Source organism: Colwellia sp. BRX10-9, from assembly GCF_014077405.1.
Classification (GTDB): domain Bacteria; phylum Pseudomonadota; class Gammaproteobacteria; order Enterobacterales; family Alteromonadaceae; genus Colwellia_A.
In genome coordinates, this window is sequence record NZ_JACGVV010000012.1 from 65,232 (window position 1) to 87,304 (window position 22,073).

Annotated in this window: 17 protein-coding genes and 1 pseudogene; 11 read left to right on the forward strand and 7 right to left on the reverse strand. The window is 37.6% G+C overall.

The window, feature by feature from the left end; all coding sequences use genetic code 11:
• Positions 1 to 82: 82 nt before the first annotated feature.
• Positions 83 to 1,111, forward strand: a complete 1,029-nt coding sequence (locus H4J69_RS09220; RefSeq protein ID WP_182251950.1) for a two-component system response regulator — start codon at positions 83 to 85, stop codon at positions 1,109 to 1,111.
• Between the two features lie 265 nt (positions 1,112 to 1,376).
• On the forward strand, positions 1,377 to 2,231 hold the full coding sequence (locus H4J69_RS20345) for a GGDEF domain-containing protein (protein ID WP_182230785.1): 855 nt from the start codon (positions 1,377 to 1,379) through the stop codon (positions 2,229 to 2,231).
• 415 nt (positions 2,232 to 2,646) lie between these two features.
• On the opposite strand, the gene H4J69_RS09230 is transcribed toward H4J69_RS20345, so the two are convergent.
• Positions 2,647 to 4,602 (reverse strand): GGDEF domain-containing protein, encoded by a 1,956-nt coding sequence (locus tag H4J69_RS09230; protein WP_182251951.1) that lies wholly within the window; start codon positions 4,600 to 4,602, stop codon positions 2,647 to 2,649.
• A gap of 510 nt (positions 4,603 to 5,112) precedes the next feature.
• On the opposite strand from H4J69_RS09230, the gene H4J69_RS09235 reads away from it, so the two are divergent.
• The 5 genes from H4J69_RS09235 to H4J69_RS09255 all read left to right on the forward strand — a co-directional run bounded on the left by H4J69_RS09235 (position 5,113) and on the right by H4J69_RS09255 (position 7,315).
• On the forward strand, positions 5,113 to 5,310 hold the full coding sequence (locus H4J69_RS09235) for a hypothetical protein (RefSeq protein ID WP_182217376.1): 198 nt from the start codon (positions 5,113 to 5,115) through the stop codon (positions 5,308 to 5,310).
• A gap of 126 nt (positions 5,311 to 5,436) precedes the next feature.
• On the forward strand, positions 5,437 to 5,607 hold the full coding sequence (locus H4J69_RS09240; protein WP_182217377.1) for a hypothetical protein: 171 nt from the start codon (positions 5,437 to 5,439) through the stop codon (positions 5,605 to 5,607).
• Between the two features lie 28 nt (positions 5,608 to 5,635).
• On the forward strand, positions 5,636 to 5,725 hold the full coding sequence (locus tag H4J69_RS09245; protein ID WP_182217379.1) for a hypothetical protein: 90 nt from the start codon (positions 5,636 to 5,638) through the stop codon (positions 5,723 to 5,725).
• A gap of 207 nt (positions 5,726 to 5,932) precedes the next feature.
• Positions 5,933 to 6,406, forward strand: a complete 474-nt coding sequence (locus H4J69_RS09250) for a Dps family protein (protein ID WP_070376816.1) — start codon at positions 5,933 to 5,935, stop codon at positions 6,404 to 6,406.
• Positions 6,407 to 6,640: 234 nt separating this feature from the next.
• Positions 6,641 to 7,315, forward strand: coding sequence for a hypothetical protein (locus H4J69_RS09255; protein WP_182251952.1), 675 nt, complete (start codon positions 6,641 to 6,643; stop codon positions 7,313 to 7,315).
• 175 nt (positions 7,316 to 7,490) lie between these two features.
• Here the strand turns inward: H4J69_RS09255 and H4J69_RS09260 are convergent, their stop codons facing one another.
• From H4J69_RS09260 to H4J69_RS20120, 4 genes and pseudogenes are all read right to left on the reverse strand, one after another.
• Positions 7,491 to 8,273, reverse strand: coding sequence for a S1/P1 nuclease (locus H4J69_RS09260; protein WP_182217382.1), 783 nt, complete (start codon positions 8,271 to 8,273; stop codon positions 7,491 to 7,493).
• A gap of 188 nt (positions 8,274 to 8,461) precedes the next feature.
• Positions 8,462 to 10,852, reverse strand: a complete 2,391-nt coding sequence (locus tag H4J69_RS09265; protein WP_182251953.1) for an endonuclease — start codon at positions 10,850 to 10,852, stop codon at positions 8,462 to 8,464.
• A gap of 85 nt (positions 10,853 to 10,937) precedes the next feature.
• On the reverse strand, positions 10,938 to 12,209 hold the full coding sequence (locus H4J69_RS20115; protein WP_259364731.1) for an alkaline phosphatase: 1,272 nt from the start codon (positions 12,207 to 12,209) through the stop codon (positions 10,938 to 10,940).
• Positions 12,189 to 13,376: pseudogene (locus H4J69_RS20120) on the reverse strand (endonuclease/exonuclease/phosphatase family protein); the annotation flags it as partial. The pseudogene H4J69_RS20120 and the gene H4J69_RS20115, both read right to left, overlap by 21 nt.
• A 225-nt stretch (positions 13,377 to 13,601) precedes the next feature.
• Here H4J69_RS20120 and add point away from each other — a divergent pair.
• From add to pgi, 4 genes are all read left to right on the forward strand, one after another.
• Positions 13,602 to 14,603 (forward strand): adenosine deaminase, encoded by a 1,002-nt coding sequence (add, locus tag H4J69_RS09275; protein WP_182217387.1) that lies wholly within the window; start codon positions 13,602 to 13,604, stop codon positions 14,601 to 14,603.
• 515 nt (positions 14,604 to 15,118) lie between these two features.
• Entirely contained in the window at positions 15,119 to 16,339 is a 1,221-nt protein-coding gene (locus tag H4J69_RS09280) for a NupC/NupG family nucleoside CNT transporter (RefSeq protein WP_070376818.1), read from the forward strand.
• A 64-nt stretch (positions 16,340 to 16,403) separates the two neighbouring features.
• The gene (tal, locus tag H4J69_RS09285; RefSeq protein ID WP_070376819.1) at positions 16,404 to 17,366 is read left to right on the forward strand and encodes a transaldolase; all 963 of its coding nucleotides are present in this window, start codon (positions 16,404 to 16,406) and stop codon (positions 17,364 to 17,366) included.
• Between the two features lie 62 nt (positions 17,367 to 17,428).
• Positions 17,429 to 19,081 (forward strand): glucose-6-phosphate isomerase, encoded by a 1,653-nt coding sequence (gene pgi / locus H4J69_RS09290; protein ID WP_182217389.1) that lies wholly within the window; start codon positions 17,429 to 17,431, stop codon positions 19,079 to 19,081.
• Positions 19,082 to 19,291: 210 nt separating this feature from the next.
• On the opposite strand, the gene H4J69_RS09295 is transcribed toward pgi, so the two are convergent.
• Together H4J69_RS09295 and deoA are read right to left on the reverse strand one after the other, a co-directional pair.
• Entirely contained in the window at positions 19,292 to 20,503 is a 1,212-nt protein-coding gene (locus H4J69_RS09295; protein ID WP_182217390.1) for a phosphopentomutase, read from the reverse strand.
• A gap of 102 nt (positions 20,504 to 20,605) precedes the next feature.
• The gene (deoA, locus tag H4J69_RS09300) at positions 20,606 to 21,922 is read right to left on the reverse strand and encodes a thymidine phosphorylase (protein ID WP_182217392.1); all 1,317 of its coding nucleotides are present in this window, start codon (positions 21,920 to 21,922) and stop codon (positions 20,606 to 20,608) included.
• Positions 21,923 to 22,073 lie beyond the last annotated feature (151 nt).

The following is a 22,073-nucleotide window of genomic DNA, read 5'->3' on the forward strand; positions in this document are numbered from 1 at the left end:
TGTGCTATTGCCGACTTTTATTTTGAACGAGGAGTCATAGCGTTAATCGATATTGAATTACTACCGAGCAAGGAGTCAGCAAATGCAGTTAACTTATAATGCTAAAGCGAAAATTTTGGTGGTTGATGATGAACCTAATAACCTACAGGTCATTAATCAAGTGCTAGTGGGAAATTATCAATTGGTGTTTGCTAAAAATGGCCAGCGTGCCATTGAAATTGCAATAGAGCAGCAGCCTGATTTAATTTTACTCGACATCATGATGCCAGAAATGGACGGTTATGAAGTCTGTCGAACATTAAAAAAGATTAAAAGTACCGCTCATATTCCTATTATATTTGTTTCGGCAATGTCTAATATGGAAAATGAATGTCAGGGATTTGAAGCAGGGGGCGTCGATTATATTACTAAACCGATATGCCCAGAAATAGTACGCGTCAGAGTGAAAACCCATTTGTCTTTGGTTGGGGTAAATGAGCTAAAAGAAAGCAGAATGCAAATTATCCAGCGGTTAGGACGAGCCGCCGAATATAAAGATAATGAAACTGGATTACATGTTATTCGCATGAGCCACTACTCAAAACTAATTGCTAGGGCTGCTGGTTTAGATGAGTTTTCTCAAGAAACACTTCTTAATGCTGCCCCAATGCATGATATCGGCAAAATTGGTATACCCGATCATATTTTATTAAAGCCGGGGAAATTAGATGCCAAGGAGTGGGCTATTATGAAAACCCATGCCAATATTGGTGCCGACATCATCGGCGAAAATGACTCTCCACTACTAAGTATGGCGCTTAGTATTGCTTTAACTCACCATGAAAAATGGGATGGCTCTGGTTATCCTAATCATCTTAAAGGGCAAGAAATTCCGTTGATTGGGCGAATCGTTGCTATTGCTGATGTCTTTGATGCCCTAACATCTGAGCGGTCATATAAAGCAGCATGGCCAGTTGATAAGGCTATTGCTCATATGAATTCAGTGTCGGGAAGTCATTTTGATCCCGATCTTATTAAACTTTTCAATGCGGTGTTACCGGATATTTTACTTATAAGAAATAAGTGGCCAGAGTTAAAGGCAAGTTCATCGTTTATTAACAAAGTATCTTAGTGATTTTGAAATTTCGTTATTTAAGATCACCATACTCTCAGACAAAAGCATTATTAATTGAAAAACTTCCAACAAACTAAATAACTAAAAATTAGTGGTTAAGTCGCCATTAGAGTTACGAGCGAGATAACAAAATGGACAGGCTTTATTCCTGCAGATTTTCAATTAATAATCTTCAGGTCGATACCTTTATAAAAGGATTAATATTTATGATTTTACTGATATTGAGAAGGTTGGTGACCACTTGTTTAATTTAAGTCATCGAGTGAATAAACCAATTTCGTTGTCTAGAAGTTTTCTAGATGTGATGCCGATACCCGTAGCAATATTTGATGTTGATGGTAAGTTGCTCCATGTGAACATTCAATTTTCACTATGGTTTACTCCTAACGCCGCCGAACTTAAAACCCTTAAGCAGGTATCAATGTTAATCAATGAGTTAATGTCTAATGAGCTGCAATTAATATTGTCAGATGTTATGACAAATAATCAAAGACGATACATCAGAGAAATAGCGATTAGAACTAACATTAAAGGCCACAAAACCTGTAAAACATCTTTTACCAATATTAGGTGTAATGATAAAAGTAATGGTGTGATTATGTTTTTTGAAGATAAAGACCGCGAAACTGAAAATATGGCACTTTATAAGGAGCAAGCTCAATTAGACCAACTTACAGATACCCTAAATAGGTTTGGCTTCTATGAGGCATTCAATAGGGTAACTCATCAATGTCTTAATCATAAATTTCTCTATGCGGTTATGATTGCTGACATCGATAAATTAAAATTATTGAATGATGTTAACGGTCATCAATATGGCGATATGGTGATAAAAAATACGGCGAAAGGGCTGTTAAAAGAACTGAGGACAGAAGACATTTTGGCGCGATGGGGGGGTGACGAATTTATCATTGTCTTGACTAATATATTTTCTGAAAATCATGTGACCAAACTTTCTGAACGACTAGCGAAAGGGGTTGATGAGTATAGTTTGGCGAAAAACACACCTACTTCAATTTCTTATGGTCTCGCTGTCTGGAAAACACATGGCGAATCACTAGATGATTTAATTGGTCACGCTGACCGCATGATGTATCAGCAAAAACAGCTTAAATAACGAGGATAAATTATTGTTGTTATGAACGCTTTAAACCTTACTCTATATTTTTACTAAAATCGGTGATGAATCCCTTGCCTGTAAAGGACTTTTATAACCGTAAATTTGAAAAATTAATATTTAATCTTAATTGAAATTATCGAAAACAGACATTTAATTCACATTTTTGTGTAGTAAACTTTTATTAGATTTAAGGCGGTTTGGAGCAAATAACGCCATAGAGTCCTTGATTTTTTCAGTGCGTTAAATTTAAGTTAGCAAAATTTCAATCTTAAGATCTGACATGATTTTTAAGATGCAGTGACTCTATCAGTGGTTATGATACTACAGACGTTGGAAACAGAGCCTGAGTCGAGTTAACTTTCAGTAAAAAAATTTATGAAACTAAAAAATTAGCTTTATAATAACTGATATTTTAAACCATAACAGCTTGGTTTCTTCCATTCTTTTTTGCTTTGTAAAGCGCAGAGTCTACCCTATCAAGTATTTCAGGCCATTCATTACTATTTATATTGCATGTTGAAACAGTCGTTGCACCAGCAGATATAGTAATATTCAAATCGCCCATGGTAGTTTTAATTGTTTCATTGGATATTGTTTGAATTATTCTATTAACCATCGAAAGTTCATTAACTTGCTGCTTCTTTTCTATAACTAAAACGAACTCTTCTCCACCCCAACGTACTAAAATATCGCTTTCTCTAATTTTAGTGCTTAATAACTTAGCAATTATAACGAGTACTTCATCCCCGACACCATGCCCATATGTGTCGTTGACTTGTTTAAAGTGATCTATATCGATGATAACAATGCAGTAATCTGTTTCTTCTTTGCTAGATTTAGCATCAAATACTTTTATATATTCAGTAAGTGCACGCCTATTACCCAATTTGGTTAACGGATCGATTAAGCTACTCTCTAGTAGTTTAGTATTTGATTTTTCTAGTTTGTTTTTATATTTCCAGATTGAAAAATAACGACTAACTAAGACGAATAAAACAATAACGCTAAAAATTGACACTAGAATTAATAGTTTATTAGAAAGCGTTCTTTCACTTAACTTAGATGATTGTAAATCGTTATTAATTTGTAGCAAGGTTATTTGTTTATCTTTTAACTTAGCTTCGTAGCTTTCATTAATCTCAGCGACTTCTTTTACACGTTCATTAAACATTAATTCAACATGTTTTTCATAATAACTTCTGAGTTGAATTAATGCCTTTTGATAGTCACCTGAACGTTCATAAGCGATACTTAAGCTTAGTTGTTGTTGAATCATGGCTTTAATATTGTTTTGTTTTTCAAAACTGTCTTTAGCATCAATCAGTAACTCAATGGCACTAGAATAATGCCCTAACTCTATTTCAATATGCCCTAAGTTAGAACGACAATGATGTAAAACCGAAGTTACACCGTATTTAATAGAATCATCGATACATTCTTGAACTTCTTTTTTTGCTTCGTTAATATTTTTGGTCTGTAATAATACACCTGAAAGGTTATTTTTTACGTTTAAAATCAAATTAATTGATCCGGACTTTATTGCACTCTCTTTGGCAAGATAAAGTGTGCTAGTTGCTTCGTCGATTTTGCCAATATTTCTCAAGAAGAGTGCCTTCATTATCAGTAGAGAAGTTTTCAGCTGTATATTATCTATTTTTTGGTCATCATATAACTGAAAAGCTAACTCATTAATTTGCAAACCTTTAGTAAAGTCTTCAATTTCCAAATAGATAATAGACATATTGGAGTAGATTTTTACCGTCCAGTCTTCGTTAGGGTATTGAGTTAAAGCATCGAACGCCAAATAATAATCTTTTAATGCACCGCTGTTATCACCGCTGCTTTGTTTATAAATCGCTCGTAAGTTATAGAGCCTACCAACTAAGTGGTTGAAATTTATATTTATTGCGGCTTGTAGTGTATTCTCAATAATATTATAAACAGAATTGGTGTTTCCATCTCGGCTTAAGTCAATATTAGCTTTTTGATAATTTGCTTCTAACATCAGCCAATCTATATTTTTTTCCTCTGCATATTTAGTTAGTTCTTCAACGGCGATATTTTCTTCTTGAGGGGAAGACATCGCCCTCTGAATTTGGATTTTTAAAATATAATATTTAGCATTTATAATGGGAGTATTTTCCCAAGTTTCTGATGCTTTTAATAGCTCTAATTGCTCTAATTGCTCTAATGTTTTTTTTGGGTTTATCGCATATTTACTTTCCGCTTTTAATAGTAGCCGACCTAGTTGACTCTTGTGTAGTGAGACAAAAGGTTGGATTTCTTCCATCGAAGCAAATGCTCGTAGTGAAAGAGCAAAAATTGATAAAAGTACAAAATTGACCAGCAGTTTTTTTAGCTTATACATTTTCCGATACGCCACAAGTAGTCCTTGTAATGTAGATGCAACCAAGGCAGCTAATAATACCCATGAATAATTTTTTTCAATATACCTAAACATCGAAAAAATTTCAGCATTAAAATTAGATAAATAAAGTGTAGTTGATTAATGTTCGCGAATCACCGTTTTGTTAAATTTAGATTTTACACTCCTAAATATAGGAGTTATAAGAAAATATGCAAAAGTAGAGTAACTCTTTTAATTCTTAATATAATTAGATATTCATGAATTTATTCGTGGGTAGGATGTATCAGGTTTCTGAACTCAGTCCGTTATATAGTAATCTATAATATCTGCTTTTTTATATTTGTTAACTTTCACTGTGTGGCAAAAATAGGCGGTTAGCTCTAACTCATAAAAGGGGAGGTCTACCTAGATTTAATATTCTAGATTCATTTGGAACTTGAATATTCCAATGGTAAAAATTGACAAAATTTAATGCCTATTGATATTACACTGAACAAAGGGCTTGTATCTATGGTGAGTATATTAGGTTTTAACATTATTGACGAAGGAGTCGAAACTGAGCAACAGGGACAGCCCTGCAAACAACTTAATATTGGACGGGTACAAGGTTGCTACTATTCTCGCCCTAAACCTCAGCATGATATTGAAATTACTTACCTTCAAACATTAGATTTTTTTGTAAAAGGAACTCAAAAATATATGCAATGATTCAAAAGCTAGCTAAACAAATTTTTCACTACGAGGTAGTCTTAAAGTCAGGTACTGCGGACATTCAGGCTTTTGTACAAAAAATACAGGCAGATCATTAGAAAATATTTTCTAAAAGGCCTAACCTTGCAGATACCTACCCAGGTATTAATGGTATTGGCGTCATTTATTATGTACCAAAATAAAGTTAATTATTTTATCGAACAACAACGAATGTATAGAGCTAATTTTAATCCTAACTCTCAAAATAATGGAGATGAATATTGGGCAATTACCTATATAGATAGAGCCACTTAAAGGTAATGAAAAAGCGGTAGGATTAGACATGGTATTTGAAGAGAATCTGTTTAGTGCCGCCAAAAAAGCAAAAGATAGTGCAACAACACAAATTACTGCGCCTATAGCACGGGTTTAAGATGCAATAAAACACTTGGTTTATAGGCAAGGGTGATTTGTGTTATGATATGAATTGCTTTAGAAATCAAAGCAGAGTAATTATCTAAATTGCTCAAACAAACGCAAACAGTTGACTGGCGTTTGAAGTTTTCAATTTTAGTCAACAATTTATCGTTCGTTCGATAGGCGTTATACATTTATCAAATTCTAAAAATTAGGAAATTACATGACTGATATAGATATTGGCATAAATAAAGAAAATAGAACGGAAATATCAGACGGTTTAAAACGACTTTTAGCCGACTCTTATACGCTATATTTGCAAACACATAATTTTCATTGGAATGTAACCGGTTTACAATTTCGTGAGTTACATTTGATGTTTGAAGAACATTATACCGAATTAGCAATTGCTGTTGATGACATCGCTGAACGTATTAGAACCCTAGATGTACCTGCACCAGGAACCTATAAAGAGTTTTCAAAATTAAGCTCTATTAAAGAGGTTGACGGTGTACCAAGTTCTGCACAGATGGTTGAGTTACTTACCAAAGGGCACGAACAAGTCATTAAAACATCGCGTGAAGTTTTAAAAATTGCACAAGCTGCTGATGATGAATCAACCGCTTCGTTAGTGTCTGATCGTATGCGTATACACGAGAAAACAGCGTGGATGTTAAGAGCGACTAAAGAATCATAATAAGTTAATTAAACGGAAAATAACGGTTGGATATCGCACCCCCTTATTTTCCGTTTTTAGCGTCTACCTTACAAAAACACTCCGACTAGCCCTTAAAAATACTCTATAAATAACGTTTCTAATCGGCCCAGTAGCTTAATTGATGGCTTGCACCCATAAGCTTTTCAAATTAATCTAGCACCCTAACTTACATTATGGGAGAGATTTGTTATTAGTGAACTCAGCTCCTTAGACTTGATACAGTCTAAACAATGGTTGTCAGCTTGGCAAAGAAACGCACTTAGCGAAATTATCAAGGTTAGTTTTGCTGATATAGATGCAGAAGATTATCTGCTAAAATATTTTGATAGCCCTGAGCCCAACCAGAGGAAACTGCGACTTTACTTCAATAATGAGCAAATCGTAGGCTATTGCTTACTCACCTTCACAGACAGTGCAAATTATACGGTAATTAAGGCTTCTGCTGCATTTCTTCCACAATATCGAAAGGGGAGTAATACTTTTTTATTTTCAATTAAAGAGAGCTTTAAAAGCTGGTTGCAAAGACCCTGGCGCAAACACTATTATGCCGATACTATGCTCAGCCCTGCTATGTATCGAGCAATTGCCAAGAATACCGCCATTGTTTGGCCACATTTTGGGCAATCTGCACCCAAGGAATTGTTTACGCGTTTTAATCCAAACGGAAAAAACAGTAATAAAAATCAGTTGCGTTGTTTAGTTTCAGTCAATCGAAGCAGTAATTATAGCGAGCAGGAGTTGGAAATGTTGCGCTGTAGCGACAAAGCAGAAATTCAATATTATTGTCAGCTCAACCCTGACTTTGATCAAGGGATAGCGCTCTTTGTTGTTATTCCAATAAATTTACAGCAGTTCGTGCAGACGACAATTAAATATCTAATGAAGTAAAATCGTATGCGCCAACAAAATAGTAGCGATTGAATAAATTAAGAATTTTGAGATAAAACCATGAATAAACAAGGGTAATATAGCCTAAATAATGATTTTACTCATTTAGTTGAGGCGTTTTACTGAACTGAAAGAGCCCAGGTATTAACTGGGCTTTTATGTGAATAACGATTATTTATTCTTTAAAAATATCGTTTAACATTCCAGCAAGACGGAAGCCTGCTTTGGCTATTTGCTCATTTAATATCGGAGTGTTTTTATACGCATACTGGTAACTTAATTCTTTATCTTCAGGGAAGTCATAGACTGTTTCTCTGTTCGATTTAGATTCTTTAGCCCAATCAAGATAAACGGTATCTTGCCATAGGTTAATGGTGTCAGGCGTTTGATTATTTAAAAAGTTAGCATATTCGGTATAAGAAAGCTTTTGATGCTCAATTATTGACGAATCCCACACAGCATGAAGTTTTGTTGGTTTTCCAAACCATTTAACGGTTATTTTATTACCGCCAAGGTCATCTCTGCGTCCAACGTGAAGCGGTTGGTGAATATCGCCAACAAAGTGAATATAGAATGCTAGTGCTTGCCATTTCTCTTCTTTGGTGATTTTTTTATCGCGAAGTTTTTTTTCAAAATCAGCTAAAGCTTTTAATATGTCGCCATCTTCATTTCTTTTTAGCCCCTTAAATACTTCGTCATCATCAATAGAAATATAATGCCAAGGCTTAGCATAATCCCATTTTTTATCTGAACGTATGTTATCAGGCCAATTAGCCATTTGAGCTAATGGTGCACCATCGGTTAGCTGCATTAGCGCCTTTTTGGCCGAAGGTTCTAAGTTATCTTCTGCTATTTTGGCAACCATACGATGCCCATTAGGGCCAAGTGCTAATGCTGATTTAATCGGCAAGTGTGCGAGTGTAATGACCATAACAGCCATCAAACTTTTATTTATCATCTACATAATCCTTGTTTTAGTGTTTTCTTATCTGCAGTAAACTATTTTATATCTAAGTATGAGTAAGCTTGGTAGAGCAGTAAAGAACTTTATTACTTGGAGAGGTTTTGCTGGCAGTTGCGAGATGCGAGTTGCATTAATTTATCATTAATGCAACTCATTCTGCTAACAAGAAGGTGAGTTGTAACCTACTTATTAAGTCTTCTTAACGATAATAGAGCAAGTCCTGTAAGTAAAAAGTAAAAAGTACCACCACTGGTGTCTTCCTTTGTTATTACTTCAGCGGCGACATTAATAGTAACAGCGGCTGAACTTGTTTTACCTTGATCATCAGTAACAGTCACGTTAAATATTAGGCTTTCATCTTTACCAACTTTCGGTGCAACAAAAGTAATGGTAGCTGTGTCATAAACAGCAATATCAGCAACTTTACCGCTAGTTTGTGTCCAAACATAGCTAGCAATACTGCCATCACTATCTACAGCCGTTGCGGTTAGTGTTACGTTAGCAGCTGAAGCAACTGATTGTTCATCACCAGCTGAAACGGTTGGTGCTGCATTAGCATCACCACCATCACTAGCAGCACCACAAGCTGAAGCATAAAGACTATCGACCCATTCAGGGTGATCGATAAAAGGATTACGGTTGCCTTGAAACTCATAGATAGTGTGGTTACGGTTTATTTCAAAGGTATCTATGGGGTCTTGTGAATGCCAGTCAAACAAGGTACACAATTTACCTAGTTTGCCAGTACCATCACTCAATTTGCTCGTTGCTGTACCAACAGTATCAACTAAGATTAAATCAGGCATGGTACTTTCTGTACCTGCATCGTAACGTACATCCATATAAAACATCATACGGGCAACATCACCTTTAACGTCATCTCTTGGTTCCCAAGTATCTGCTGTGCTTCTGTTTTCAGGCGCTTCAGTATTAGCGGTACCACCAATATCAAAATCACGATTACCACGGTCACTATTCATCGATATATCAGTAGGGCGCAAATGATGAATATCGGTATAACCTAATTGGTTAGTCTCTGGAAAACCATGTGATTTAGCCCATGTATGCTCTCGATTCCAAAAATCCTGGTTACTTGAAGCAGAACCACTACCGTTATCTGCTTTGGCAATTGAACGTCCAGAATAGAGTAAAATTATGTTATCAGCATTTGTAGCATCTTCATCGGTACTGGTTAGCGCGGTCCATACTTCTGAGTAGGTTAGCTGTTTATGATTAACACTGATGTCCGCTGTGATTGCTGCACGTAAATCGGCGGTTTCTGCAGCGTTTGCTTGGCTATAATAAGTGGCTTCGACATAAGTCGTTCGGTCAGCTATTTTTGCTAAATCAGGGCAGTTTGTACAAATTCCTGTAGCAGGTGTTGATCCATCACCAGTAGGCGTTCCAGCAGTAGGTAAAGCTTGTGAACCATCACAAGTTACTTCGCCACTACAGCCTAAACCATCAGCAGTATCTTTAGCAAAAGTAGCCCATTGTGTTGCTGGGTCAAAAGCATCATCAGCAGTGGCATCACCTTCGGTAACCGAGTTTAGGCGACGTAAGGTATGATCTTTTGTTGAAAAATCACCGGTACCCCAATTGCTACCTGGGTCAACACCAAATTGGCCAAAGCTATCAACAATACCGGTATTGTTAATAAGTAAAATAGCATCATCACCATTAAAGTAAGTTACGCTTGTGTCTTCAATACCTTGAGGAGCATCAAATTTAAATAGCTCAGTTGCCGCCTGATTATAAACAACAATACTAGAGCCAGGTACAAGTAAACCTTGCAATAATAGCTCATTTGGTGAATCTGTCTTGCCATTTGCATAAAGCTCTAGTTTATAACCATCTACCGCTAAATCTACATCTGCAGTACCTAAGTTAGATATTTCAATGGCTTTATTACTGCCACCGCCTTCAACATACTCAGTGATAATAACAATGCCTTGGCCAGTGGATGCGCCGCCTTCAGTCGGTAAGGGTTGATTGCCATCACAGGCTGCTATACCAGAACATCCTAAACCGTCTGAGGTGTCTTTTGGAAAGGTTGCCCATTGTGTCGCGGGGTCAAAAGCATCGTCAGAGGTAGTATCACCTTCAGTGACTGATGTTAAGCGGCGTAAAGTATGATCTTTAGTAGAAAAATCACCTTCACCCCAGTTACTGCCTGGGTCTGTTCCTAATTGTCCAAAACTGTCAACAACGCCATTAGCGTTTGAAAGTAATAGGGCATCATCACCATTAAAGTAAGTGGCACTTGAATCTTCAAGGCCTTGAGGAGCATCAAATTTAAATTCGGCAGTGGCATCCTTGTTATAAACAACAATGCTCGAGCCTGGCACTAATACGCCTTGCAATGATATACCGTTAGTTGTTTCTGTTTTACCGTTAGAATAAAGGTCGAGTTTATAACCTTCCGCGGCTAAGTCGACATTTTCGCTGCCAAGATTAGAAATCTCAATGGCTTTATTACTACCTCCACCTTCAATATATTCAGTGATCACAACATTAGCATGACTAGAAAGCACGCTAAGGCCGAGTACCGCTGTTAACATTTGTATTTTCATAATTTTCCTTTAGGTTGTTTGCTCAATGGTATTGAGTCTCTTCGTTAGTATTATTCAGTCATTAATGACCATTAGTGAATCTTAGTTAATTGCCTTCAAGCACCAAAAATAGCTGCTTAGCTATGTCGGTATTAGTTTGATGACGGTTTAAGGCTTTAGCACCATTCCCGGTGGCAAAGACTTGTACGTCAATACCGGTATGGCCACTAGAAGTCCAACCGGTATTAGTTCTTGCATCAATTAATAATTTAATTTGCTCATAGATAGATTTTTCATCGCTGCACCCAATAAACAAATTAGCTTCTTGGTCGGTAATAATAAAGCCGAGTGCGTCTGTTAATTGCTGAGCAGAAATAGCTGTGTTTTGATGCGCTAATTTTGTTGCAATACTTTTAGGTGATACGGATAGGTTTTTTAAAAATTCAGGCTGCCAACGATAATCGCCATTAGCACCAAGGGTTAAGCCACCAGTACTATGATCTGCCGTGGCAACTAATAAGGTGTCATGACGATTTTCTACATAGTTATTCAACCAAGTAAGTGTTTCGGCTAAATCTTGCATTTCAGCCATAGCAGCAGCAATATCATTACTATGACCCGCCCAGTCTATTTGACTTGCTTCAACAAGTAGTACATAACCTTGATTATTTTCTAAATGTCGTACACCAGCTTTAGCCATTGCCAGTAGATGGTTTTCATTTTTATTGTCAAGTGTCCAAGGTAGTCCGACTTCAGCAAATAAACCCAATACCGATTGTTGTTTATTAAGCGAAGTAAGTTTTGATAAGTCATCAATATATTGAAAACCTGCCTGCTTGAATTCGCTGACTAAGTCTCTGTCTGGGCGAATAAAATATTTGCTACCACCGCCGAGCATTAAATCAGCCTTAAAGTGACCGTTAATTTTTTCGTCAAAGTAACTGTCAGCGATTTCATTATAATTTTTGCGACTTTCATTGTGAGAAAAATAAGCAGCAGGAGTTGCATGGTTGATTTGGGAGGTAACCACTAAGCCCGTTTTCTTGCCTAATTGTTTTGCTCGCTCCATTAGCGTTAATAATGGTTTTTTATTTACATCAACGCCAATCGCACCATTATAGGTTTTATAACCGGTAGATAATGCAGTAGCGGCTGCGGCAGAATCGGTAACGTAACCTTGGCTATTAACCGGATAAGTACTGGCCATGCCTGTTAGCAGTTCATCAAAAATAGTTGTTTCTACCCGTGGCGTATTTATATTATCCATATAATAACGATAACCCGTGGTATAAGCGGGTCCCATTCCATCGCCAATAACCATGATAATATTTTTAGCCTGCTTATCTTTGGCTGTTAAAGTTAAATCAGCCCAAACCAAACGATGATCAGATGAAGCGGAGCGGGTTTCAATTAAGCGATAGAGTGGGCTGTCTTTCTTTGGCCAAAAAACACCATTATTTTGTAGGTTAATACCAAGGCGAGAAGGTAAAACATAGTCTGCTTGCATACCCCAACCAGCGGTATGATTAGCAGCAAAAGGGCTGTTACTGTTTTTTATCCCAGCGACACTAGCAGGTGTCATATCATTGTTAATATAAGGACTAGCTAAAAGGTTACTAATACCTTCTTTACGGGCAGCACCTTCATCTTTAGAGGCGTTTTGATCACCCAAAATAACAAAGCGGCTATCTAATGTTAAGCCACCTTTACCACCTTGGTCATCGTAAATATAATTGCCTTTGTTGGGGGTAATATAATCTTGCCAAAAGCGTATTTCGTCATGGTTTCTAGCACCATTACGGTCTTCTTCACCGTCGAACACCGGTGGTGTAGGGTGGCTTGCTAGTATATGAACAAGTTTACCTTGGACATTAATCGGAATATCCCAGTGCGATTTAGACGATAAACGCAGCATTTGCCATTCTTGTTCGTTATACCAGTGTTCTTTCGTACTTGGATTGATTGGCACTATGGCATTGGGCATATCTTTCCAAAGGAAATGTTGGAAAGTTCTAATATTATCCTCAACAATTGGATATTTAGATAGCACCAACATACCAAAATGACCTGGGAAGTGGCCATAACCTTGAGCGTCGCCAAGGTTATTAGTTTTTTTACCGTTATTGTCCAAATCAAAAGGTGTGCTTACACCAGTATTTACCGGTGCAAAATAATAATAAGGGTAATCAATGGCGGCGATTCCCTGTTGTGATTTACCTAAATATTGCTTTAAAAATATTTCAACGCCTTGTTTTGGGTCGGCAATATAGTCAAATTCATTAAGGAGAATAATATCAGGGCGGTTACGTTGAATAATTTCAGCAATATTCTTAATTTGTTGACGATCGTCTTTAAGAGCAGCGATAAGTTCAACACCTGACCCTATTTTATTGTTAGGTAGGTAATTAGTTGCGTCCATGCTGACATTAAATGTTGCTACTCTAATGTGAGGTTGTTGGTCTATTGCAGGTTGAATAACGGATGCTTGAGTGACAAAAACAGCTAATAAAAGCGGTAAAGCTAGCTGAATAAAATTAATTTTCAGCGGTTTATAGGTCTTTTTATGTTTAATTTTAGTCAGTAATTGTATTTTAAATTTCATATATTTATCACAATTTCATGTACTTATATTAGTAGGTGAATAAGTCATTAATCAAACATAACTTGTCACTTGTGTCAGGTTATGTTTAGAATGTAAAATAAATTAACCATATGGTCAAGTTTTCTTTGTCCATGAGTATAAACAGATAAAATGTTAAGGAATAGTAGAATGTTTAGAGATATTCCCTTTATTGATTTACACCGCCATTTAGACGGCAATATAAGAGCAAAAACAATTCTGGCATTAGGACAACAGCATGGTATCGAATTACCCGCAGATAATTTGACTGATTTATTACAGCATGTACAAATTCAAGGTAAAGAAAGTAACTTAGTCTCTTTTTTACAAAAACTTGATTATGGCGTTAGCGTGTTAGCTAATTTAGAGGCATGTAAACGTATCGCTTATGAAAACGTTGAAGACGCTTTTTTGCAAGGGCTTGATTATGCTGAATTAAGATTCTCTCCTTATTATATGGCTATGGAACATAAGCTCAATGTCACCGACGTGGTTGCTGCAGTGGTCGACGGCGTAAAGTTAGCGCAAAAAGATTTTCCTGTCCAAATTAACCTTATTGGTATTTTAAGTCGTACCTTTGGTGTTAATGCCTGTTTTGAGGAGTTACATGCCTTACTTGCACACAAAAATGAACTTGTCGCGGTCGATTTGGCTGGAGATGAGTTAGGCAAGCCAGGCCAACTCTTTGTTGAACACTTTGCTTTGGTTAATAAAGCCGGCTTACAGGTGACTATTCATGCCGGTGAAGCGGATGGAGCATCGAGTATCTATCAGGCTATCAATGAATTACATGCAACCCGCATTGGCCATGGTACTCACGCTGTGGGTGATGAAAAATTAATGGATTATATGTATCAGCATAATATCGCCATTGAATCATGTTTAACGTCAAATTATCAAACAGGGACAGTCAAAAATATCAGTCAGCATCCCGTTAAAACATTTCTTGATAGAGGTTTACTTGTTTGCCTCAACAGTGACGATCCTGCTGTGCAGGGGTGTGACATAAAATATGAATATCAGCATGCGGCACTTGAAGCGGGGCTTAGTCAAGCGCAGTGTCGTACATTACAAGATAACGCGTTAAAAATGGCTTTCTTATCTGACCATGAAAAGCGAGTCTTAAGACAGACAGCAATGAAGAGGGGTTGAGAAGTGTCATAACATAAACGCTAATATTACTGTGTTTATTTGTTGGAGTTGGCTGTGCTAAAGCCTTTAGCAATCTAACTTTGACCAACTAGGTATGACTTATCGCAGATAGTGCAGCAGTCTTACTAACAATCATAAGTAGTTGATATAGTGATTTAAGTTATCTTAATTGCCGTCAATAGCACTATAAAAATTAATTTTTTTTGGTAAATAACAGCAATACATTAAAATTTTAACCTCGTTGTTATGACCTGTCTATAGATTCAATTTATCAACTAAATTGCTAGTGGGATCATCATTAATATTATCGATAATTATTGCTGTTGTAGTATCCGAGTAATTGGTGGTTATTCGATAATATCCTATTGACCTAAGTAGAATCTTAGTTTAGATTAAAAACCTGACTATATAGTCAGGTTTTTAATATCAATACTCAAAATAAATAAAATGCTGTATTTGGTCTTAGTCTCCATTGTCATCAAAATAATAATAAAATCAAAATAACAGGGAATAACATGGATACGAATATACTACGCAGCATTTTGGGGATTTTTGTCCTTTTAGCTATTGCCTATTTCGCCTCGTCAGATAGAAAGAACATTAATTGGCGAACGATTATTGGTGCACTAGTGTTACAAATATCTCTGGGTGCTTTTGTGTTATATATCCCCGCAGGTAAAGATATCTTGTTGAGTGTTGCTAGCGGTGTATCTAATGTTATTGGCTATGCCAATGACGGTATTAGCTTTATATTTGGCGAACAAATAGGTGAAAAAAGCTTAGGCTTTATGTTCGCTTTCCATGTCTTACCCGTCATCGTCTTTTTCTCGGCGTTGATTGCCGTGCTTTATTATATTGGTGTAATGGAGTTGGTAATTAAGTTTATTGGTGGTGGTTTGCAAAAACTTCTTAAAACCAGTCAAGCTGAATCTATGTCAGCGACCGCAAATATTTTTGTTGGTCAAACCGAAGCGCCTTTAGTGATAAAACCTTTTTTGCCTAAGATGACCCGCTCTGAACTTTTTGCGGTAATGGTGGGTGGCTTAGCATCGGTAGCAGGCTCGGTAGTCGCCGGTTACGCTGGTATTGGTATTGATTTAAAATACCTCATCGCTGCTAGCTTTATGGCTGCCCCTGGCGGCTTGCTTATGGCAAAAATGTTAGTGCCTGAAACTGAACAGCCGAACGACAATTTAGACGATATGAAAAGCGATGTTAAAGAGGCCGTTAATGTTATTGATGCAGCCGCCACCGGAGCATCTAATGGCATGATGCTCGCGCTAAATGTTGGTGCTATGTTATTAGCATTTGTTGCTCTACTGGCGATGGTAAACGGTTTGCTAGGTGGCTTTGGAGAATGGTTCGGCCTACAAAACCTAAGCTTACAACTGATTTTAGGTTATATTTTTCAACCGGTCGCTTATCTTATTGGGATCCCTTGGCATGAAGCAAACATGGCTGGGAGTTTCCTTGGTCAAAAAATTATCATCAATGAATTCGTCGCCTATCTAGATTTTATTACTGTTGCTGATCAATTAAGTGCCAGAACCCAAGCCATTATCACCTTTGCACTTTGTGGTTTTGCTAACTTATCTTCCGTGGCTATTTTATTGGGCGGCATGGGTAACATGGCACCTTCTCGTCGCCCCGATATTGCTAAGCTTGGCATGAAAGCGGTTCTCGCTGGGGCTATGGCTAACCTGATGAGCGCAACTATTGCGGGAATTTTTATCTAATTTACCTCATTAATTTAAACGAATAAACAAACGAATAAACAGAAACTTTTTAACAGGAATTATTATGCAAGCACAACTATCTCAACTAGAACAATTAAAAACCATGACAACTGTCGTTGCTGATACGGGGGATATTGAAGCCATAGCAAAATTTTCACCAATGGATGCGACGACTAATCCTTCATTATTATTAAAAGCTGCTGCTATACCTGCTTATCAAAACTTACTGACAGAAGCTGTTAATTGGGCAAAAAGTCAGACTAAAGACAAGGCCATTGAAGTCAGTCTTGCGGCTGATAAATTATCAGTATTAATTGGCTTAGAAATTTTAGCGATTGTACCCGGTCGTATTTCTACTGAAGTTGATGCACGTTTATCTTTTGATAAAGAAGCAAGTATTGTTAAGGCTCGTCAACTTATCGCTATGTATCAAGAAGCCGGTGTTGGTAAAGAACGTATTTTGATAAAAATGGCGTCAACTTGGGAAGGTATTCAAGCGGCTAAACAACTTGAGCAAGAGGGGATTCAATGTAATTTAACCTTGTTATTTAGTTTTGCTCAAGCAAAAGCTTGTGCTGAAGCACAAGTGTATTTAATTTCACCCTTTGTTGGTCGAATTCTTGATTGGCACAAAAAAGATACTGGTCGTGATAGCTATTTAGCCAATGAAGATCCTGGGGTGATTTCTGTTACAGAAATTTTTAATTATTACAAACAGCATGACTACAATACTGTGGTGATGGGCGCAAGTTTTCGTAATATCGATGAAGTTATCGCCCTTGCTGGCTGTGACAGATTAACGATCAGTCCACCATTAATGAGTGAATTATCAGATAATTATCAAGGTATAACGCAGCAATTAATGCCTGCAACTCGTGTTCAAGATAAACCCGTAGCATTAACTGAAGCTGAGTTTCGCTGGGAAATGAATCAAGATGCGATGGCAACAGAAAAACTAGCAGAAGGTATTCGTAACTTTGCCATTGACCAGTGCAAGCTCGAAGTACAACTAAGCCAATTATTTTAAGATAACTTTAGGAAACCCTTCATGCTAATGGATACTTTTAACGACACTTTAGGACAACACTCATGTTAATGGATACTTTTAACGATAAGTGGCGAGAACTTCAACAACACTTGCTTGAGATAAAAAGTAGCCATTTGCGTGACTTGTTTGCCAGTGATCCACTACGAGCAGAAAATTTATCGGTTAGTGCTTGTCGCTTAAATTTAGATTATTCAAAAAATCGTATTACTGAGAAAACGCGCGCTTTGTTAATCGAGTTAGCCGAATCAGCGCAATTAGCTGAAAAAAGAGAGGCGATGTTCGCTGGTGCGCCGATTAATAATACTGAGAACAGATCGGTATTACACACAGCTTTGCGACAACAAGACAGTACACCTGTACTTGTTGACGGTGTTGATATTATACCTCAAATCAAAGCGGTGCGCCTTAAGGTAGAAGCAGTCGTTAACCAAGTGCGTGACAAGAGATGGTTAGGTTATAGTGGTAAATCTATTACTGATGTCTTAAATCTAGGTATTGGTGGCTCTTTCTTAGGGCCTAAAATAGTGACTACTGCATTAAAACCTTATGTTGAAGGTGGGCCTAAACAGCATTTTGTGGCCAATATAGATGGAAATCATCTACATGATGTTTTAACTCATTTAAACCCTGAAACAACCTTGGTGTTGATCGCATCAAAGTCTTTTAATACTCAGGAAACTCTGACGAATGCCGAGTCTACTCGCCAATGGTTTTATGACTATGGTGTTACGTTTGAGCAGCTAAACCGACACTTTATTGCCATATCATCCAATGTAACTAAAGCGGTCGAATTTGGTATTAATGGTGACAATGTTTTTCCGATGTGGGATTGGGTTGGGGGACGATATTCATTATGGTCAGCTATTGGCATGCCTATTGCGATGGCAATAGGTAATCAAGGATTTACTGAATTACTAAAAGGTGCTGCCGATCTTGATAAGCATTTTAAAGAGGCACCGCTTGAGCAAAACTTACCGGTACTCATGGGGATGTTAGGGGTGTGGAACCATAACTTTTTTGGTTGTCAAACTCATGCTTTATTACCATACAGTCATTATTTACGTGGTTTTCCTGCGTATGTACAACAGATGGACATGGAGTCTAACGGTAAAAGCTGCCAGCTTAATAATGAAATTGTCAGCAGTACTACCGGTCCGGTTATTTGGGGCGCAGAAGGCACGAATGGTCAACATGCTTTTCATCAGTTATTACATCAAGGTACGTCAGTAGTACCGGTTGATTTTATTCAGCCATTAGTTGCTGAACATAATATGAACGGTCACCAAGATATGCTCGTTGCCAATTGTTTTGCACAAAGTAAAACGCTAATGCAAGGTAAAACACATCAACAAGCCTATGATGAACTTGTCGCTTCAGGTATGGAAGAAGCATTAGCCAAAGTGATTGCCAAACATAAAGAAATGCCAGGGAATCGACCATCGAATACCTTGACCTTTGACCGATTAACACCATACCAACTTGGGACGCTAATTGCTTTATATGAGCATAAAGTCTTTGTTCAAGGGGTTATTTGGAACTTAAATTCCTTCGACCAATGGGGGGTCGAGCTTGGGAAAATATTAGGTGATGATATATTATCTCGCATTGGACAGCCTAATAATACTGAACTTTCAGACAGTTCGACAGAATTACTCCTTGCGCAATACCGAGATGCTAATAAATCATTGATGTAACATTAGGCCTTCTTTAAATACTCAATAAAAATCAATGATTAATAACCGAGTAAGACTATGTATCAATAATAGTTTACTCGGTTTTTTTATTTAATCTGTTGATATCAGGCAGTGTTGTTAAATCTGTTGGCAAATTGAAAAGCCAATTTATTGTTAGTAAATACGTTTATCAAGGGACCAACTAGGGTCCTTGAGTTAAGGCTTCAATGATTAAAACTTTAGTTCGTCTAAAAAAGACTGACCATAATCCATTGCGTCTAAGGTAAATAAACTGGCTAAAGTTTGTCCCAAATCGGCAAAACTATTGCGTTGGCCTAAGTTTATCGAATGGATATGATTGTGATAAGCGATAACTGGCACGAATTCACGCGTATGATCATTGCCTGGCCAAGTAGGATCACAACCGTGATCAGCGGTTAATAGCAGTAAGTCATCATCAGCCATTTGATCTAAAAACTCCGCTAAACGCTCATCGAAATATTCTAACGCTTCGCCAAACCCGACAGGGTCACGTCGATGACCAAAGTCTTGATCAAAATTAACTAGATTGGTAAAAATAATACTCTTATCTGCTGCGGTTTTCATATGTGCGAGCGTTGCATCTAATAACGCAGGTAGTCCGGTTGCTTTGGTTTTGATACTAATACCCTGATGCGCAAAAATATCGGCAATTTTACCGACACTTATCACCGTACCATCGGCTTGCGTTAATTTTTCTAATACGGTGGTCGCTGGAGGTAATACTGAATAATCTCTGCGATTACCTGTTCGCTCAAAATCGGCAGGAATCTCACCAATAAAAGGGCGAGCGATCACACGTCCTATATTTAACGGATCGAGTATTACCCGCACTTGTTGACAATATTTATAAAGATTATCTAAGCCAAAGTGTTGTTCATGGGCGGCAACTTGGAAAACACTGTCGCCTGAGGTGTAACAAATAGGTAAACCTGTTTTTATATGTTGTTCGCCTAAATTAGCGATAATATCGGTACCAGAGGCATGGCAATTTCCTAACATATCAGCATAACCTGTGGCTTGGTTTATTTGTGCCATCAGTTCTGCTGAGAAGCTATTTTTCTTATCAGTAAAGTAAGTCCAATCAAATAAAACCGGCACTCCTGCCATTTCCCAGTGACCACTAGGGGTATCCTTACCAGTACTTATTTCAGCAGCGTAACCATAAGCCCCTTTCGTTGGCTTAACGGGTTCAACACAAAGCGTGCGACCTGACGCTTGTTGACAAGCCTTAACTAAGCCCAGTTTACTTAAATGAGGAAGCTTTAAAGGGCGTCCTTTAATTTCTTGAAATTTTTCAGCTAAATTTGCAAAGGTGTTGGCGTTAACATCACCAAAAGCTTCTGCATCAGGGGCATGACCTAAGCCAAAACCGTCAATGACCAAAATAATTGCTCTCGACATAATTGTTCTCATTTTATAAATTTATTTAAAGAAGGGGATAAAAAGTTAAGGCGACTTTACAGTCGCCTTAATAATGGATTCATCTCAGTTGAGTATCAATAATTAGGTAATGAGTTGATGTATCACAGGTTCAACAATAACTGGCGCTACTGAAATTTCAACCGCACTTAAGTATTGTTTAATCGCTTGAGTTGCTTGAGCGTCATCTTTGGCATGAACAATAGCAATGATGTCACCTTCAGCGACTTTCGTGCCTTTTGGCTTAATATCACTAAAGCCGACACTGTAATCTAAGCTTTGATTATGGTCGACACGACCACCACCCATTTCTACTAATGCCATACCTATAGCACGAGTATCCATAATGCCAATGTAACCAGCTTTTGAGGCGACGATGTTTTTAGTCATATTAGCTTTAGGCAGTAAACTTTCACTGTGAGTTAATAAATCAGCTGGGCCACCCATCGCGGTGATCATTTTGCCAAATATTTCAGCGGCTTTACCTGATGTTAATGCCTCTTCGGCCAACGTTGTTGCTTGTTCAATATCACGGGCTATTTTACTGGTTAATAACATTCGAGCAGCAAGGGCTATCGTGACTTCATGCAACCTTGGTTCACGATATTTTCCGGTCAAATAATCTATAGTTTCTTGTATTTCAAGCGCATTACCCACTGTGGTTCCCAGCGGTTGATTCATATCAGTGATTAATGCTTGTGTCGGTGTTCCTGCGCCATTGGCGACTGAGACAATTGAATGAGCTAATGCTTGAGCTGATTCAATATCGGCCATCATCGCGCCATTGCCTACTTTTACATCCATGACTAAAGACTCGAGGCCAGCTGCTAATTTTTTTGATAAAATAGAAGCGGTGATCAATGGGATGGATTCTACTGTGCTCGTTACGTCACGAATTGAATAAAGACGTTTGTCGGCTGGTGCTAAATCTTTGGTTTGTGAAATAATTGCTGTGCCTTGCTCTTTAACTGTTGCTTGGAACTCTGCAAGGCTAGGGCGAACATTAAAACCAGGGATGGCCTCTAATTTATCAACCGTACCACCAGTATGACCTAAACCTTGTCCTGCAATCATTGGCACATTAGCCCCACATGCCGCGACTATTGGTGCTAGCATTAAGCTTACTTTATCACCAACACCACCCGTTGAATGTTTATCTACAATGGGTTTGTTTAATTTATTATGCCAATCAACAACCGTACCCGAGTCACGCATAGCCATGGTTAGATTAACAACTTCATCGGTTGTCATGCCATTAAGCCAAATAGCCATAGCCATAGAGCCAACTTGTGCATCGGTGAAATCACCTGTTTTAAGACCGTCAACAAAGCATTGAATTTCATCTACAGTTAAAGCTTGTTTATTACGTTTTTGACGAATGATATTTTGAGGTAAGTGCATAGTGATCCCTTTAGATAATAATTGAGTTGAAAAGCATTAGGTAACAATTATGTAAACGTCCATGCTTTTTAATTTGTTAATTGGTTGCTAATAGCATAGCTATGTATTGCTTTTATTTAGTATTATAGTTGAGCCATAACTAGCTGTTTAA